Source organism: Flavobacterium sp. GT3P67 (assembly GCF_004349155.1).
In the GTDB taxonomy this organism is placed as follows: domain Bacteria; phylum Bacteroidota; class Bacteroidia; order Flavobacteriales; family Flavobacteriaceae; genus Flavobacterium; species Flavobacterium ranwuense.
This window is the reverse complement of sequence record NZ_SMLF01000005.1, coordinates 1-17,262: the sequence shown is the minus strand read 5'-3', so window position 1 is coordinate 17,262 and position 17,262 is coordinate 1. Positions and strand designations below refer to the sequence as shown.

The following is a 17,262-nucleotide window of genomic DNA, read 5'->3' as shown; positions in this document are numbered from 1 at the left end:
AAAAATAATGATGTTCAAAGATTAAATCAACAAAAATCTACATTATTATTCCCACTCAATAGTTGCAGGCGGTTTTGAACTAATGTCATACACCACTCTATTTACTCCTTTTACCTTATTGATGATATCATTAGATACTTTCATCAAGAAATCATACGGTAAATGTACCCAATCAGCAGTCATACCATCAGTAGATTCTACGGCACGAAGCGCAATCACTTTTTCATAAGTACGCTCGTCACCCATAACACCTACACTGTTTACCGGAAGTAAAATAGCTCCTGCTTGCCATACTTTATCGTACAACCCCCAAGATTTCAATCCGTCGATAAAAACTTTATCTACATCTTGCAAAATTTGTACTTTTTCTGGTGTGATATCTCCTAGAATTCTAATTGACAATCCTGGTCCCGGGAAAGGATGTCTTCCCAATAATTCTGGATCAATCCCTAATGAAGCCCCTACTCTACGTACTTCATCTTTGAAAAGCATGCGAAGTGGTTCTACAATTTTTAACTTCATGTAATCAGGTAAACCTCCTACATTATGGTGTGATTTAATAGTAGCCGAAGGTCCTTTTACTGAAACTGATTCAATAACATCAGGATAAATAGTTCCTTGCGCCAACCATTTTACATCTTCTATAAGGTGTGATTCATCATCGAAAACTTCGATAAATACACGTCCAATAATTTTACGTTTGGTTTCCGGGTCACTTACACCTGCTAATTGAGATAAAAAACGATCTCCAGAGTCTACTCCTTTTACGTTCAACCCCATTCCTTTGTATTGATCCAATACATTTTGGAATTCGTTTTTACGAAGCAAACCATTATTTACAAAAATACAGTATAGGTTTTTCCCGATAGCTTGATGCAATAAAACTGCCGCTACTGTAGAATCTACTCCACCAGAAAGACCAAGAACTACTTTGTCGTCTTGTAATTTTTCTTTTAATTCTGCCACCATTTCTTCAACAAAAGCATTTGGTGTAAAATTTTGAGGAACTTCAGCAATTTTTACTAAAAAGTTTTCCAGCATTTTTGACCCATCTGTTGAATGGAAAACTTCTGGGTGGTATTGAATGGCATAAGTTGTTTCACCTTCAATTCTATAGGCTGCAAATTCCACGTCGTGAGTACTTGCAAGCTTTACTCCATTGGTCGGTAATCCTTTGATACTGTCACTATGGCTCATCCAAACTTGACTATTCTCAGAAACACCTTCAAAGAAAATTTCGTTCTCTTTTATAAAAGACAAATTGGCTCTACCATATTCTCTTGTATTTGAAGCTGCTACCTCACCACCACTAAAATGGGATAAATATTGCGCACCGTAACAAACGGCCAGCATAGGAAGCTTTCCTCTAATTTGAGATAAATCGGGATGTGGCGCATCTTCTCCTCTAACAGAAAAAGGGCTGCCTCCAAGAATTACGGCTTTATAACTTGATAAATCACTCGGAAAATGATTGTATGGGAAGATTTCGCAGAATATATTTAATTCGCGAACTCTACGCGCAATAAGTTGAGTATATTGCGATCCGAAATCTAAAATAAGTACGTTGTGTTGCATGCGCAAAAATACTTTTTATATTTTGATTTGAAAAATTGATTTTTGAAAAATATTCTTTTTATTTGTCAAATCTCAATTATTGCTCTAAAATCAAATTAAATAATCCTATAAAAAACCCAGACAGTATAATTTTCGTAAGTGAACTTATACATTCTAAAAATTAATTTAAAATAAAACAACATTACAATGAAAACAAAAATTTATGTATCAATAATAACATTACTGATTTTAATTACTTCGTGCAATGTGATTGATGATTTATTGACTTTTTCAATAGACAATCAAACAAGTTTTAAAATTGAAAGCGGATTTCCTCTTGGCACTGCTCATAATCTAATCACTCCTGATGTTACTACAAACTCAAGCTCCACTTTTGAAAACAATAACACCAAAGCTGAATTAGTAAAAGATGTGAAATTAAGTGAATTAAAATTGACCATCACGGATCCTAGCAATAAGTCATTCAGTTTTCTAAAATCGATTCGTTTGTACATCTCAACAGATGCTAATGATGAAATAGAATTGGCTTATTTGGATGAAATCAATTCGACTTCAAATACCATAAATCTAACTTGCACTAAAGAAAAACTAGATAAATACATAAAAGCTTCATCCTATAAAATACGAATTAAAGTAGTTACCAAAGAAAGTTTGGCACAAGATATTACTGTAAAATCTGATATGAAATTTAAAGTTACTGCTGATCCGTTTTAGGCATGTACGACAACTAAATCAACCCGTTGGGTTAATTATTCAAAACGTCAGATCGAGTGTTTTTCTGTGGAAAATCACTCGATCTGACGAAAAATTATCATTAAAAACTAATTACACCCAACGGGTTAAATTATTCTTTTGTAACTATAATAGTTGCCTTAAAACCCGTTCCAAGATTCCATTGACTGGCCGAAATCAAACCGCCATTATCATCATAAATCTGAAATTCAGCAGTATTGGGACCTGAACTCCCTTGATTTAAGGCTTCAAAGTCTATCTTGTTGAATCCTTTTTCCAGAACTATTTCAAAACCCTGGAAATTACTGTCCAAAGTCACTTGATATTCAACAACTTTATCATTCAAGTACACGCGAATTTTATCGCCATCAACATAAGCTGCATCTCTGTATCTTACTTTGGCGGTAAGCGAACCTGTTGTGAAATTTCCTAAATTTTGATTTTTTCTATAAACTAGACCTTCAGATTTGTCTTCCTTTTTGTTTAATTTATCTCTATAAACATCCCCTGGATTAATAAATTCATTTTTCGGAGTCATTGAAAAATTAGTAGCCGGAGTTATTGAAAGTGAAGGACTTGGATTCGGGCTTAAAAGTTCCGGATTTTTAAATACATTCGGGGTCTTAATAGGAGGAATCTCTGCTTTTGGCGGAGTTGTTTTTTTAATTTTAGGGGCATTATTTTTAAGTGGAATAGGTTTAAATTTTGAACTAAATTCATTCTGAGCATATCCACTTAAAGACATACTTATGGCAATCATTAAAAATAAAATCCTTTTCATAACTTTTTTAAATTAGTTTAACTGTGCTTGTAAAATTTTAAAAATAAAAAACTAATCATATATAATGACTAATTCATAGTATAATTTAACTTTCATTTATAACATTCAATTTTTAAATTTATTGCATTTTAGAACTTATAATATCCTAACAATTCTCAGCAAAAATTGAAGTTTTTAATTAAAAATTACCGTTTTTAATTTCAGTTTTTTTTATAAATTGCAAATATTATGCCACACCAAAAATTGCATTTAAACAATGCTAAATAATACCTAAACACAATTAAAATGAAAAGAGAAAACATATTGACAGGTTCACCATGGGAAGATAAAATGGGATATTGCCGTGCAGTACGCATTGGAAACATCATTGAAGTATCAGGAACAGTCGCCATTGTTGATGGTGAAAAAGTAAAAGCTGACGATGCTTATGCGCAAACACTAAACATTTTAGAGCGCGTAGAAAAAGTTTTGGAGGACCTAAATGTAGGTATGAAAGATGTCATTCGCACCCGCATATTTACTACAGACGTTTCTACATTTGAAGCAGTTGCCACCGCTCATGCCAAATTTTTTAAAGACATAAAACCAACCACAGGTTTCTACGGAATTAATCAACTGGTAGCACCTGAATATTTAGTTGAAATCGAATTTACAGCTATAGCTACTGAAAAACCGCTAATTCAAGAGGGATTATAATACTTTTGTAAAAAACACTCCTTCAATTCCGGTAATGAATTTAGAAAACACTACAAAAATAATGCTTGTCACACTCAAATGGATTCTCATTTGTGTTTTGACAGGCATTTTTTCTGGATCGGCATCAGCATTTTTTTTAGTGGCACTGGATTGGCTTACACAATATAGAGAACACAACAACTGGGTTATTTGGCTTTTGCCAATAGGCGGTTTGCTAATTGGATTTGGATATTACTATTGGGGGAAATCTATAGTTAAAGGCAATAACTTGTTGCTGGAAGAATACGAAAATCCTCAAAAAACAATTCCTTTAAAAATGGCGCCATTAGTACTTTTTGGCACCTTAATCACGCATCTTTTTGGAGGTTCAGCCGGTCGTGAAGGAACAGCAGTACAAATGGGCGGTGCAATCGCCGATCAATTTACAAGAATCTTCAAACTTGAAAATGCCGACCGGAAGACACTAATCATTCTGGGAATTAGCGCTGGTTTTGCTTCCGTTTTTGGAACGCCTTTGGCCGGGGCTATATTTGCTTTGGAAGTTCTATATTTCAGCAAAATCAGTTATAAAAGCATTCCTTTGTCCTTTTTAACAGCATATACCGCTTATTTTACCGTTGAATTTTGGCAAGTAAAACATACACATTATAACATTCCAATCCTTCCCGAAATGAATTTCACTACCTTATTTTGGATAATTGCAGTCAGTATACTTTTTGGTTTAGCCGCTATGCTATTTTCTCGGAGCACGCATTTTTGGGGTCATTTATTTTCAAAAACCATCACCTTTCCTCCGCTTCGTCCTTTCGTTGGAGGAATAATTCTTGCAGTAACAATTTACTGTATTGGAACTACAAAATACGTTGGTTTGGGAATCCCAGCAATTGTTGATTCCTTTTCTAATCCAAATGCTTCGTATGATTTTATTTTAAAAATATTATTTACCGGATTTACGCTCGGAGCAGGATTTAAAGGTGGCGAAGTAACTCCGCTATTCTTCGTTGGTGCTACGTTGGGAAGTACTTTATCGCTTTTAGTTCCTTTACCCATCGCGCTTTTAGCAGGAATGGGATTTGCAGCCGTTTTTTCAGGAGCAACCCACACTCCTATTTCGTGTACGGTTATGGGAATGGAACTTTTCGGGATAGAAAGCGGTATTTTTATTGGTATTGCTTGTATTATCGCGTATTTTACTTCGGGGTCGGTGGGGATTTATAATGCTCAAATAGTTAAAGGGGCAAAATACGAGGTGTATCAAAAATTAAGAAGAAAAAATATAGAACTTTTGTAAAGAGTAAATCATTTTTTTTAAATTTTTAAAATTATTTTTTTGTAGTATTGTTCTTAATACTAAATCAATTTAATTTTACAGTATGGCTTTTGGAAACCCTTCTACTTTTTCTCAATACATTCCTCTGAATAACTTATCGAAGTTGCAGCTTATTTTTATAGCAATTGAAGTCACTAAAAAACTACAGTGGGACTTAACTCAAATAGATGAAAACGGATTAAAAGCCCAATCAAAAAATGTTTTAAACACCTGGAATGAAACCATTGTTATTACTTTAGAGGATCACGACCCTTTGATCACTAGCTTTAGCAATGGAAATCAACTCTATGACCGCGGAAGAAATCAAAAGAACATTGATGCTTTTTTGGATTTATTTTATGAAATAAAAAAAGAGGAATCCATTTTAGCATTAGACAAAATTTCACTGAGGGATTTTATAAATTGTGAAACAACAAAACAGGATTCAGAGATCGAAGAATCAAGAAGCATCACCCACTTTTATTCATTTTTCTCAATATTCATACCTACCAAAGATTATTTCATCACCCCGATTCTCATCAATATAAACATTCTGATTTTTCTTTTAATGAGCTTTTCGGGAGTCAATATCTTTGTACCAAAAACACAAGATATTGTTGATTGGGGTGGAAACTACGGTCCTTTGACAATCGGAAATCACTGGTGGCGATTGATTTCAGCTTGTTTTCTACATATAGGAATTTTTCATTTACTAATGAATTGTTATGCGCTGGCGTATGTTGGTTTATTATTAGAATCGTACTTAAAAAAAAGAGATTTCCTGCTAACTTATCTTTTTTGTGGCCTGGTAGCAAGCTTAGCCAGTTTATATTACAATACCAATATTGTTAGTGCTGGTGCGTCAGGAGCTATTTTTGGAATGTATGGCATTCTATTGGTCTCCATCCTGTTTAATACCATTGACAAAAAAGCAAATAGCTCGCTGTTGATAACAATAGGAACTTTGATTGTCTTAAATATCGCTAGCAGTTTCAAAGAAGGTATTGATGGAGCAGCACATATTGGAGGGCTACTTTCAGGATTATTATTTGGCGTAATCTTAGCCTTATTAATTAAAAACAGAACAACTGGAATTTCAGTAGTCGCTTCGGCAACACTAATTCTAACTGTAGGTTTATTTACACTTAGCAAAAACTCAAAAGTATACATCTATCAAATTATTGAATATCAAGGAGGAATACAAGATTTTGCAGACATGGAGAAAATGGCGTTGGAATCTTACACGTCTTTTTATGGTGACAGTAAAGAAAATACATTGTCTAAAATTAAGGACCGGGGCATTTATTATTGGAACGAAAACATAATTCTACTAAAGCAACTTGACAAATTATATCTTCCAGAAGCAATACACTTTCAAAATGAAACTTTAATTGAATACTGCGAATTAAGGATGGAATTCTATGGTCTTGCCTATAAAAAATTAAATGAAAACACTGATAAGTATGATGCTAACATGACAGTACTTAATAATGAGATCCAGAAAATCATTGTTAAAATAAAAAGCACTCCTAAGAAATAGATTCCAGGATTTAATTCCTAATTTAAAAAACTAAAACATTGATTCCCACTGAAATTGTCTGTACCCCAGAAACCATTTCAAAAAAAAGAGAAATAGAAAAATAATGCCTTTAATAATCCGTGAAATTCCTGTTAATGATTTCAACTTTACATTAAAAAAATGTAATTTCGCAATCTATGAAAACACAAGACATTCAAGCGATACAGTTGTTATTATCAACTCCAAAAAAGATTGCCATAATCCCACACCGCGGTCCTGACGGGGATGCTATGGGATCTACCTTAGGATTATATCATTTTTTATTAAAAAACAACCATCACCCTGTGGTGGTTTCTCCAAATGAATTTCCTGATTTTCTGGCGTGGATGCCCGGATCAGAAACCATAAAAATATACGAAAAAGATAAAGAAAACTGTACTAAGATACTGGAAGACGCGGAACTTATTTTCACTTTAGATTTTAATGCTTTGCACCGTACTGGTGAAATGGAACAGGTGCTAGCCAAGCTAAAAGCGCCATTTATCATGATAGATCATCATCAAAAACCAGATGATTATGCAACATTTACTTATTCAGATATCTCGTTTGGATCTACTTGTGAAATGATTTATAACTTCATTTTATTTCTTGGAAAAAAAGAAGATATTGATAAAACTATAGGAACTTGCATTTACACTGGAATCCTTACCGATTCAGGTTCTTTTCGTTTTCCAAAAACAACAGGAACAACCCATCGAATTATCGCTGAATTAATTGATTTAGGTGTCGAGAATACGGAGATTCCAACCTTATTATTTGACAACAACTCTTTTGGAAGATTACAATTATTGGGAAGAGCACTTCAAAATATGAAAGTGCTTACGGAACATAAAACCGCCTACACTACGCTTACTCAAGACGAGTTGAATACTTTTGATTATGTAAAAGGTGATACAGAAGGAATTGTAAACTACGGATTAAGTATAAAAGGAATCGTTTTTACTGCTATATTTATCGAAAATAAAGAAGAAAAAATCATCAAGATTTCATTTCGTTCACAAGGTGATTTTGATGTCAATCAATTTGCCAGAGATCATTTCAATGGTGGAGGACATCGCAATGCTGCCGGTGGAAAATCAGAAGTATCGATGGAAGAAACGATCCGAAAATTTGAAGATTTAGTAACAACGCTAAAAATATAACAGATGTCAAAATTTAGTACGTTAATCGTATTTGGGTTCTTTTTATCCATACTCGTTTCAGGATGTAAACAGCATCAGGATGCCAGAAAGCCTCTTTCACAGACTTCCGGGAGCTTCATGAAGAAATCAATCGCACGCAATAAAAAACTGGTTGCCAACGAAGAAACACAAATTGAAGCTTTAATAAAAAGCAATCCGAATGTAAAATACATCGCTTCCAAAAAAGGATATTGGTATACTTATGTGACCAAAAATGAAATCGATTCCCTTACTCCAAAAAAAGGAGATGTTGCTTTTTTTGACTACGAAATAAAAGATTTAAAAGGTACTGTTATCTATTCTGAATTAGAATTAAGACCACAAATCTATTATGTAGACAAACAAAATATCATGATGGGATTGCGTGACGGTATCAAACTAATGCGAAAAAACGAAAAAGTAAGTTTCCTTTTTCCATCAAATATGGGGTATGGTTATCACGGTGACGACAAAAAAATAGGCACCAATCAGCCCTTAATTTGTACAGTAACTTTACGTGATTTTAAGTCGGAAGCAGTGTATAAAAAAGAAAGTGAAGCCAAACTAAAAGCAATACCTGCACCAGCCAAACAAGAAACCGAAGCCGTAATAAAACCCAAAGACACTATAACTCAATAAATTAAATTTAGAAATGAAAAAAAAGATCCTATTCGTATTCCTAGTTATTGCTTCATTTTACTCTTGCAAAGAAGAGCACAACAATCTTCCTGATGGTTTATATGCAAAAATAGAGACCAATAAAGGGGAAATAATTGTACAATTAGATTTCGAAAAAGCACCTATAACCGTTGCCAACTATGTGACTTTAGCAGAAGGGAAAAATGAATTTGTCACTAATAAAAACCTTAAAGGCAAACCATTTTTTGACGGATTAAAATTTCATAGGGTAATTCCAGAATTTATGATTCAAACGGGTGATCCTTTAGGAACAGGATCAGGAGATACCGGTTATAAGTTTAAAGACGAATTTTCAGATTTAAGATTTGATAAAAGTGGCGTTTTGGCTATGGCCAATAATGGACCTACAACTAACAGCAGTCAGTTTTTCATCACACATATTGCAACACCTTGGCTAGACGGAAAGCATACTATTTTTGGGCATGTCATAGAAAAAGGAATGGATGTTGTAAACAAGATTGTACAAAATGATTACATCAATAAAATTACCATCATCAGAAATGGTGAAGCCGCCAAAAAGTTTAATGCTGTAAAAACATTCAATGATTATTTTTCAGTAGAATCTGAAAATCAAAAGAAAAAAGCCGCCATTGCTGCTGAAAACAAAAAAAATTACGACGCGAAATACAAAGAAGTTCGCGAACAAAAAATCGCTTATTTTACCACTTTAAAAGCCAAAGCTACAAAAACACCTACAGGATTGCAATATGTAATCACTAAGAAAGCCGGCGGTAAAAAACCTGCCAATGGCGCCCATGTTTTCATACATTACGCCGGTTTTCTGGAAGACGGAGAATTATTTGACGCCAGTGTAGCAAGTGTTTCTAAAACTTTTGGAAAATACGATGAAAACAGAGCGGCTCAAAACGGATACCAGCCCATCCCTTTCCAAGCTGGGAAAAAAGATGGCATGATTTCTGGTTTTATTGAAGGACTGGAAAAATTATCTTTTGGAGACAAAGCTGTAATTTTTATTCCATCTCGATTAGGATATGGAGAAGCAGGCGCTGGAGGCGTAATTCCGCCAGGCGCTAATATCATTTTTGAAATTGAATTATTGGAAACAATGCCTCAACAATAACAGATTAAAAAAGTTAGACCTTAAATTATTAAAAAATGAAATTTAAAATTCTGTTTTTATTATTTCTGGGAATGCTAAACCTGCATTCTCAAACTACAAAGAAAACTGTTCCGGTTAAAAAACCGGCAACAACCGTAAAAACTGCGGCAAAACCAGCGGTAAAAAAACCAGTAGTGAAAGCACCTGCAGCAATCGAAGGGATTTTTGCAACGGTTTCCACAAACAAGGGAGATATTGTACTTGAATTAGAATACAAAAAAACTCCTGTTACCGTAGCTAACTTCATAGCGCTTGCTGAAGGTAAAAATACTTTTGTAACAGATGAAAAACTAAAAGGAAAACCTTTCTTTGATGGTTTAAAATTTCATCGTGTGATTAAAGACTTCATGATTCAAGGCGGTGATCCATCCGGAAACGGTTCTGGTGGTCCCGGATACGCTTTCAAAGATGAATTTACAGACTTAAAACACAACAAAGCCGGTATACTTTCTATGGCTAATTCCGGCCCAGCTACCAATGGAAGCCAATTTTTTATCACCCACAAAGAAACCTCTTGGTTAGACCCAAAACATACAGTTTTTGGTCATGTTACAGCGGGAATGGATGTGGTCAACTCGATTGCTCAAAATGACGTGATTACTAAAATTACTATCGTTAGAAAAGGAGTTTTAGCCAAAAAATTTGATGCGCCAAAAGTATTCGCAGATTATTTCAATAATAAATCCGAAGACCTAAAGAAACAGGATTTAATTAATGCTGAAAACAAAGCAAAACATGCTGCAATTGAAGCTGAAGCCAAAAGAGCATACACTGAAAAATACAGTCCTGTTGTAGCTGCAAAAAAAGCGTATTTAGCCACTACAAAAGCAAGTGCGACCATTACTCCATCAGGATTAGCATACAAAATAACACAAAAAGGAACTGGCGTAAAACCTGCGAACGGAACGACTTTTTATTTTCATTATGCCGGTTATTTTGAAGATGGAACGCTGTTTGACAGCAGTTATGAAGAAGTTTGTAAAAGCTACGGAAAATTTGATGCAAACCGTGCCGCTCAAAACGGCTACCAATCATTCCCTTTTGAAGCAGGAAAAAAAGACGGTATGATTCCAGGATTTATTGAAGGATTAGAGAACATGTCCTTTGGAGACAAAGCAGTGGTTTTTATCCCGTCAAATTTGGCGTATGGAGAAAGAGGTGCCGGAAGCGTTATTCCTCCTAATACAACACTTATTTTCGAATTGGAAATGCTGGAAAAACAAGCAGCTCAAAAACAATAAATTTCAAAAAATTACAAATAAAAAACCCGACAGACTTCAAAATCTGTCGGGTTTGTTTTTATAATTTATTTCCCTTGAAGTACTGATTAGACCAATAGAAATTGGCCATTATCCGCGTCATCAGCGTTCCATTTTTAGGAGCCATTATTTCTTACCAAATTTCCAGTCAAATTCATCTTTTTGGTTGATGATAGCACCAATTTCGAATTTCACAACCTCATCAAATTCCGTTTGAAAAATAATCCAGTATTCCTCATTGAAATAGTTTTCGAACGTGTCAAATTCTTCCTGAGTGAATTTAGTTATTCCTTTGGCAGCCAAATCTTTTTTGACTTCGCTGATTTTTCTATTGATAATTTTATTCCCAAACAACTCCATTTCCGGGCTGGAAGCCACGATATATCCCAATTTGAATTCTTCTTCCACATAGAAAGTCAAACGCATTTTTAGTTTGTTGTAGGCAAAAATCACATTATCATCCTCGTCCTTGTAATTCCTGTCTGGTTTCCCGTAAATAGCGGTAACATCATTTTGTTTCATTCCGAAAATGAGCTTGTCAATTCCGTTTTTTGGATTTATTTTCATACGTAGTTTATATTTATTTTTTAAAGGAATATGTAATTCACATAGCGCTATTGGTGTTTATTCCAAGCTAACGTTATGCTCATTTCATATCGTATTATTTGACCGCAAAGTTCGCAAAGTTTTTCGCAAAGTCCACTACCTTATTTTATTTAAAAATTAACCGATAACAAATACTACTATTGATTCTAAAATTCACAATTTGGGAGTTACCCACTAAAAAAGCGGGTCGGGCTATCCGCTGTAATCTCCCGAAGAAAAATCGGGAAGATTTCCACTTTTATCCCTCTCGCAAAAAAGCCTCAGTACATAAGAGCCTTTGACTTAACAAAACAATATTTGTGAAAAAATCAGTATCTTTCAATTACAAAACCAACACAATATGACTTGGGCAGCAAAACTTATAAAACACAAAAGCGAAAATAGAATTGCCGTTTATTTTGAAAAAAATCAGGACCTGATTGCCCGCATAAAACAAATAGAAGGGGCCCGATGGAGCCAGCAAAAAACAGTTTGGCACATCCCGGACACAATCGAAAACAGAGAACGCTTTAAAATAGAATCCTTAGCAAACTCTCTCCCTTCACCCGAGGGAATTGTTCATATAGAAAAATTCAAGCAATGGCTTCGTTCTAAACGCTATAGCGAAAGCACCCTTACCACCTATAGCGAAGCTTTGAAATCATTCTTGGTTTTCTACCGAGAAAAACCCATTGCTGATATTACTAACGAGGATGTGATTGTCTACAATAACGACTATATTTTAAAAAATAACCTTTCGGCTTCATACCAAAATCAGATTGTCAATGCTTTAAAATTATTTTATAGAACCGTCCAAAATAAACTTATAGTAGTTGATGCCATTCACCGTCCAAAAAGATCCAAAAGTTTACCAAATGTTTTGAGTAAAGAAGAAGTAAAATTAATCCTAAACGCTCATTCTAACATTAAACACAAAACAATGTTGAGTATGATATACAGTTGCGGATTGCGTAGAAGTGAACTTTTAAATTTAAAATTCTCAGATATTGATTCTAAAAGAAATATTGTGTTACTAAAAAACGCAAAAGGCAAAAAAGATAGAATAGCGCCATTATCTCCCAAAATATTAAAAATGCTTCGTGAATATTATATAGCCTACAAACCTAAAACTTGGCTTTTTGAAGGACAAAATGTGGGAGAAATGTATTCTGAATATAGTTTACAAAGCGTTTTAAAACAAGCTCTTCAAAAAGTAGGGAACACAAAACCTGTTACACTACATTGGTTACGTCACAGCTATGCTACACATCTTTTAGAAAGCGGAACGGATTTGAGATATATTCAAGAATTATTAGGTCATAGCAGTAGCAAGACCACCGAAATTTACACGCACGTTAGTACGAAAAGTATTCAACAAATAAAAAGCCCATTTGATGATTTGTAAGAAAAAATCAATATATTTGAAATTAAATATTGTGTGATAATTATCACACATATCTACCCAAATTTGGGTGGCTTTGTGTGATTTTGTCACACCTATAAACAAGTTACCTGATATTTTGCCTCAAAATCGCAGAAATTAGAACTTTTGAGAAAATCAAATTAAATTCATAATTTAGCAAACGAAAAACAATTTCAAAAAAAATTATGAAAAATAAGTATGTAGATTTTATTTCGGATGAACACTTTTTAGATTGCGTATCAAATCTTCATAAAGCATACTTAAAAGCTAAAAACAACATTACTAAAAAGAATTTTTATAGTAACAAAGTAGATACTATTAAACTAACTTTTGATTCTACATTCAACGAAATAGACGAAGAAAGTTTAATACAAGCTGAAATTTTGCGACAAATAGATAAATCAATAAACAATTCTATCGGAACATTTCACGAACAAATATTAGGTGGTATTGAAGGTTTTCAAATTGGAAAATTCAGCGGTTTTGATATTAAAGCAAACAATGACACAATGTTTGCAGAAATAAAGAATAAACATAATACAATGAGTAGTGGACTTGCTGAAGCTGTATTTCAAAAACTAGCCAGATTTGCTGACGACAATAAAAAAGCAAATTGTTATTTAGTACAAATATTAGCTAAAAAAAGTTTCAATCAAAAATGGGAAGGTATAATTAATGGAAAAGAATACTCTCATAGTAGAGTTTTTAAAATTTCAGGCGACAAATTCTATGCTTTACTCTCAGGTGAAGAAGATGCTCTTTTGAAATTATATAAAAACATTCCAATTGTAGTAAAAGATTATCTAAATTCAATTGAAAAAAGTGATTCAATAAAAGCAAATTCTGCAATAGATGAACTAAAAGACGAAACTAAAACATCAAAACGAACTATTTTGGATCAAATCACTTTTGAGAATTATAGTTATTATTTAGGTTTTGATAAATTATAATAACTGTTCAAAAATTTAATAATTGAATAGCCAACTTCTTTACCTAAATTAACAGGAACAGCATTCCCTATTTGTTTATATTGTTGCGCAATAGAACCTTCAAATTTCCATTCATCAGGGAAAGTTTGAATTCTTGCATATTCTCTAACCGTGAACGGTCGAGTTTCATCGGGATGGCATCTTTCAGTTTGTTTTTGAGCAGGACTACAAGTCAAAGTTAAACAAGGTTCGTCCCACCCTATTCTTCTTGCAATTCCCGTTTTCCCACCGCCAAGATGAAAACTTCCACCCATAAATTCTTTTTGAATATCTATAGGTAAATCTCTCCAATAACCTTTTGGCGGAACTAACTCTAAAACATCTATTTTACTTTTTGGATATTTTGAACCATCTGATTTTGGAACATCACAATCAAACAAATCTCCTTTTTTTAAAGCATCTTTTAGATTATATATTTTCTTATAAGGTTTCGGATATTCATATTTTAAATCAATATCTTTTCTAATTCCAACTAAAATCAATCTTTCTCTCTTTTGAGGAACATTAAAATTAATTGCTTTTAGAACTTGTACAGGAACGACATTATAACCGATTTCATCTAAAATTGAAATCATTCCTTGTAAAGTTTTACCATTTTCGTGGCTTAATAAACCGCGAACATTTTCACCAATACAAATTGGCGGATTTACTTCTTTTACAACTCTTGCGAACTCATAAAACAAAGTTCCTCTTGCATCTGCTAAACCTAATTTTTTTCCAGCATAACTAAATGCTTGACAAGGAAAACCACCAGTTACAATATCAACTTTGTTTTCATAATCCGTAAAACTATGAGTTTTTATGTCGCCTTCCAAAACATTCCAATTTGGTCTATTTTTTCTTAACGTTTGACAAGCCCATTTATCAATTTCATTTAAAGCTACGCACTTTAAACCCGCTTTTTCCATTCCAACAGCTAAACCACCAGCTCCAGCGAAAAGTTCTAAAACGGTATATTCATTTTGAGGCTCAACATAATTTGAAATTGTTTCTTGAATATTTTCATCCAAAAAATCTGCAAATAAAGTATCAACATCAGTTTTTCTGTAAACACGATAATTGCTCATTGGCTCACGTACAGCAGATAATTTACCTTCTTTATCCCAACGTCTCAAAGTTTCCTTACTTTTACCAATATATTCAGAAGTTTCTGAAAGTGTCATATATTCATTCATAACCAAATTGTTTAACCTTACACAATGGTTACAAATTTAAAAGAAAAAACGGAATAACCAAGCAGAATAGAAAAGAAAAAAAACATCAGGTAACAGCCGTTTGGCTAGATTGGGGTTTTAGGCTTAATTTAAAGTTGGTCTTGTATTTGGAAATTTTGTGTTTAACCGAAAATTAAATCTTAATTTAGTCCCCAACCTCGCCAAGCGGCGGGACGTTAGGTGCAAGCGTAGCGCACGAAATCGCTAATACCAAATGAGCAAATTAGAATTCTTAAACACAAATTCATGCTAAGAGTAATTGAAATTGAAAATATCAAAGGAATTCAAAACAAGAGATTTGAATTAGACATTTTACCTAACAAACCAAGTCTTTTAGTTGCACCCAATGGTTTTGGTAAAAGTTCATTAGCAACAGCTTTTAATTCAATGAACAATAGACGCATTTTATTAAATGAAGATGACTTTTACGCAGAAAATGCCGCCAATTTACCAAGAATCTTAGTTGAATATGAAAGACAAGATGGAACAATTGGAACGCTTGAAGCAACAAATACAACAAACACAATTAGTGATGAAATAGATTGTTTCGTCATCAATAATCTTACAAAACCGAGAGGTATAGGTTCTCAATTTGGAAGAGCTACTGCTACTTTAGAAATAAAGGATGTTGTTTTGGTTGACAGAATTCCTGCCAATATATCTTTCAACTATTCTTATAGAGTTAGCCAAGCTCGATTTGGCCAAAATTCCAGAGTGTTACCAAACGCTAATGCAGTATTCTCAAACTTAAAATTGGTTGAACAATTAAGTGAGTTATTTCAAGCACTACTTAGAGCAAATGGAGATAGAATTCAAGCAAAAATAAACGCCATTATTGTTGATATTAATGCACAAGCTGGAACAGCAGAAGTATTAACTGATTGGATTACTAATAATCGTTTAAACGACTTGAAACAAATTGATTACCTAAGTAGCATTGGAAATCTTATTAATGAATTTGACATTGGTTATAATTCCGAAACCAAAAGTTACTTAGTCGCAATACAATTGATTTGGCTCTACAATCAAAACCAAAATAGTTTTAAAAATGCTTGTGTACACAGCAACTACCGTTTGGATAAACAACGATTTGACGCTACACTAACAACTTTTAACTGTACTTGGAAAAATATTCGTTCAAGTGAAACAGGCGGAAGCCTTGTAGTGAAATTTCCAAAAGCTATCCATATTTCTAACGGACAAAGAGATATTCTAACATTTATTTCAATGCTTTTTAAAGCAAAAAGAAATTTAAAGAAGTCAGCCAATATTCTAATTATTGACGAAGTCTTTGATTATTTAGATGATGCAAACTTAACAGCAGCGCAGTATTACATAACTAATTTTATAAAGGAGTTTAATTCACTTGGCAAACGAATTTATCCTTTAATTCTAACACATTTAAACCCAAACTATTTTAAGAACTTTGCATTTAGTAATCAAAAAGTTTATTATTTAGACAAATCAACTATTCAGGTTAGTCAAAGTATGATTAATCTTTTGAAAAATCGAAAAAATCCAGCTATTGAGGCTGATGTAGATAAATACTTGCTCCATTTCGACCTGGGAACAATAAACAAACGAGTAGAATTTAGAGCATTAAATATTCGTGAACTTTGGGGCGAAACCAACAATTTTGTTCAGCATTTGAATGATGAAGTAACAAAATACTTAGCCAATCAACCTTTTGATCCTTTCGCTGTTTGTGGTGCGTTAAGAGTTAAAATTGAAGAAATTGCATACAATAAACTTCAAAGTGATGAAGCACGAAATGAATTCCTTGCAACACATATGACAAGAAAAAAATTAGAAAAAGCAGAAGAGATGGGAATTGTTTCGCCTGAAAGCCATTATCTATTAGGAATAATTTACAATGAAGGTATGCACTGGAAAGATAATCAAGATAACGTTTCGCCAATCGCCTCAAAATTAGAAAACTTAACTATTAAAAAATTGATTAGAGATGTATTCAACTAACAAACAATATTTAGAAACAGATAAGAACGCCAGCACCTAACAGCGGTTTTGCTCAATGGCTTGGGCTTGGTTTTTTCCTGCGGAAAAAACGCTGTCCGCCAAAATTGGGTTTGTGTTTGGAGAGTTCAGTCTTGAATCACAAGCCACTGCGCAAAGCCGCGGGG

At 33.5% G+C, this 17,262-nt stretch carries 15 protein-coding genes; 11 read left to right on the top strand and 4 right to left on the bottom strand.

The annotated features are described in order from the left end of the window. Positions 1–45: 45 nt before the first annotated feature. Complete coding sequence (gene guaA / locus E0H99_RS09485; protein WP_131994385.1) at positions 46–1,575, bottom strand: glutamine-hydrolyzing GMP synthase; 1,530 nt, start codon at positions 1,573–1,575, stop codon at positions 46–48. 186 nt (positions 1,576–1,761) lie between these two features. On the opposite strand from guaA, the gene E0H99_RS09480 reads away from it, so the two are divergent. Further along, positions 1,762–2,289 carry a hypothetical protein gene (locus tag E0H99_RS09480; protein WP_131994382.1) on the top strand — a complete coding sequence of 176 codons (528 nt, stop codon included), beginning with the start codon at positions 1,762–1,764 and terminating at the stop codon, positions 2,287–2,289. A gap of 130 nt (positions 2,290–2,419) precedes the next feature. Here the strand turns inward: E0H99_RS09480 and E0H99_RS09475 are convergent, their stop codons facing one another. Continuing rightward, a complete protein-coding gene (locus tag E0H99_RS09475; RefSeq protein ID WP_131994379.1) occupies positions 2,420–3,088 on the bottom strand; it encodes a hypothetical protein in 669 nt (222 codons plus the stop codon). A gap of 285 nt (positions 3,089–3,373) precedes the next feature. Here E0H99_RS09475 and E0H99_RS09470 point away from each other — a divergent pair, with 285 nt between their 5' ends. From E0H99_RS09470 to E0H99_RS09440, 7 genes are all read left to right on the top strand, one after another. Further along, positions 3,374–3,784: a RidA family protein gene (locus E0H99_RS09470; protein WP_131994376.1), complete on the top strand. Its 411-nt coding sequence runs from the start codon at positions 3,374–3,376 to the stop codon at positions 3,782–3,784. A gap of 34 nt (positions 3,785–3,818) precedes the next feature. Beyond that, positions 3,819–5,075, top strand: coding sequence for a voltage-gated chloride channel family protein (locus E0H99_RS09465; RefSeq protein WP_131994373.1), 1,257 nt, complete (start codon positions 3,819–3,821; stop codon positions 5,073–5,075). Between the two features lie 82 nt (positions 5,076–5,157). After that, entirely contained in the window at positions 5,158–6,633 is a 1,476-nt protein-coding gene (locus E0H99_RS09460; protein WP_131994370.1) for a rhomboid family intramembrane serine protease, read from the top strand. Between the two features lie 176 nt (positions 6,634–6,809). Next, positions 6,810–7,814 carry a DHH family phosphoesterase gene (locus tag E0H99_RS09455; protein WP_131994367.1) on the top strand — a complete coding sequence of 335 codons (1,005 nt, stop codon included), beginning with the start codon at positions 6,810–6,812 and terminating at the stop codon, positions 7,812–7,814. 3 nt (positions 7,815–7,817) lie between these two features. After that, a complete protein-coding gene (gene gldI / locus E0H99_RS09450) occupies positions 7,818–8,471 on the top strand; it encodes a gliding motility-associated peptidyl-prolyl isomerase GldI (RefSeq protein WP_131994364.1) in 654 nt (217 codons plus the stop codon). A gap of 13 nt (positions 8,472–8,484) precedes the next feature. After that, complete coding sequence (locus E0H99_RS09445) at positions 8,485–9,612, top strand: peptidylprolyl isomerase (protein WP_131994361.1); 1,128 nt, start codon at positions 8,485–8,487, stop codon at positions 9,610–9,612. Between the two features lie 35 nt (positions 9,613–9,647). Further along, positions 9,648–10,892 (top strand): peptidylprolyl isomerase, encoded by a 1,245-nt coding sequence (locus E0H99_RS09440; protein WP_131994358.1) that lies wholly within the window; start codon positions 9,648–9,650, stop codon positions 10,890–10,892. Between the two features lie 144 nt (positions 10,893–11,036). Here the strand turns inward: E0H99_RS09440 and E0H99_RS09435 are convergent, their stop codons facing one another. After that, positions 11,037–11,477: a hypothetical protein gene (locus E0H99_RS09435; protein WP_131994355.1), complete on the bottom strand. Its 441-nt coding sequence runs from the start codon at positions 11,475–11,477 to the stop codon at positions 11,037–11,039. Between the two features lie 379 nt (positions 11,478–11,856). Between E0H99_RS09435 and xerA the strand changes: the two genes are divergently transcribed. After that, positions 11,857–12,900, top strand: a complete 1,044-nt coding sequence (xerA, locus tag E0H99_RS09430; protein ID WP_131994352.1) for a site-specific tyrosine recombinase/integron integrase — start codon at positions 11,857–11,859, stop codon at positions 12,898–12,900. Positions 12,901–13,103: 203 nt separating this feature from the next. Continuing rightward, on the top strand, positions 13,104–13,868 hold the full coding sequence (locus E0H99_RS09425; protein WP_131994349.1) for an Eco47II family restriction endonuclease: 765 nt from the start codon (positions 13,104–13,106) through the stop codon (positions 13,866–13,868). Here the strand turns inward: E0H99_RS09425 and dcm are convergent. Then, positions 13,844–15,082, bottom strand: a complete 1,239-nt coding sequence (gene dcm / locus E0H99_RS09420; protein WP_131994346.1) for a DNA (cytosine-5-)-methyltransferase — start codon at positions 15,080–15,082, stop codon at positions 13,844–13,846. The two genes, E0H99_RS09425 and dcm, sit on opposite strands and share 25 nt — an antisense overlap. A gap of 285 nt (positions 15,083–15,367) precedes the next feature. Here dcm and E0H99_RS09415 point away from each other — a divergent pair, with 285 nt between their 5' ends. Continuing rightward, positions 15,368–17,098, top strand: coding sequence for a hypothetical protein (locus E0H99_RS09415; protein ID WP_131994343.1), 1,731 nt, complete (start codon positions 15,368–15,370; stop codon positions 17,096–17,098). Positions 17,099–17,262 lie beyond the last annotated feature (164 nt).

What these genes read in the sequence shown, in the direction of transcription:
- E0H99_RS09470 (WP_131994376.1), top strand. Translation starts at nt 3,374, where the DNA reads ATGAAAAGAGAAAACATATTGACAGGTTCACCATGGGAAGATAAAATG.
- E0H99_RS09465 (WP_131994373.1), top strand. Translation starts at nt 3,819, where the DNA reads ATGAATTTAGAAAACACTACAAAAATAATGCTTGTCACACTCAAATGG.
- E0H99_RS09480 (WP_131994382.1), top strand. Translation starts at nt 1,762, where the DNA reads ATGAAAACAAAAATTTATGTATCAATAATAACATTACTGATTTTAATT.
- E0H99_RS09440 (WP_131994358.1), top strand. Translation starts at nt 9,648, where the DNA reads ATGAAATTTAAAATTCTGTTTTTATTATTTCTGGGAATGCTAAACCTG.
- xerA (WP_131994352.1), top strand. Translation starts at nt 11,857, where the DNA reads ATGACTTGGGCAGCAAAACTTATAAAACACAAAAGCGAAAATAGAATT.
- E0H99_RS09435 (WP_131994355.1), bottom strand. Translation starts at nt 11,477, where the DNA reads ATGAAAATAAATCCAAAAAACGGAATTGACAAGCTCATTTTCGGAATG.
- E0H99_RS09415 (WP_131994343.1), top strand. Translation starts at nt 15,368, where the DNA reads ATGCTAAGAGTAATTGAAATTGAAAATATCAAAGGAATTCAAAACAAG.
- E0H99_RS09425 (WP_131994349.1), top strand. Translation starts at nt 13,104, where the DNA reads ATGAAAAATAAGTATGTAGATTTTATTTCGGATGAACACTTTTTAGAT.
- E0H99_RS09455 (WP_131994367.1), top strand. Translation starts at nt 6,810, where the DNA reads ATGAAAACACAAGACATTCAAGCGATACAGTTGTTATTATCAACTCCA.
- gldI (WP_131994364.1), top strand. Translation starts at nt 7,818, where the DNA reads ATGTCAAAATTTAGTACGTTAATCGTATTTGGGTTCTTTTTATCCATA.
- guaA (WP_131994385.1), bottom strand. Translation starts at nt 1,575, where the DNA reads ATGCAACACAACGTACTTATTTTAGATTTCGGATCGCAATATACTCAA.
- E0H99_RS09445 (WP_131994361.1), top strand. Translation starts at nt 8,485, where the DNA reads ATGAAAAAAAAGATCCTATTCGTATTCCTAGTTATTGCTTCATTTTAC.
- E0H99_RS09460 (WP_131994370.1), top strand. Translation starts at nt 5,158, where the DNA reads ATGGCTTTTGGAAACCCTTCTACTTTTTCTCAATACATTCCTCTGAAT.
- E0H99_RS09475 (WP_131994379.1), bottom strand. Translation starts at nt 3,088, where the DNA reads ATGAAAAGGATTTTATTTTTAATGATTGCCATAAGTATGTCTTTAAGT.
- dcm (WP_131994346.1), bottom strand. Translation starts at nt 15,082, where the DNA reads ATGAATGAATATATGACACTTTCAGAAACTTCTGAATATATTGGTAAA.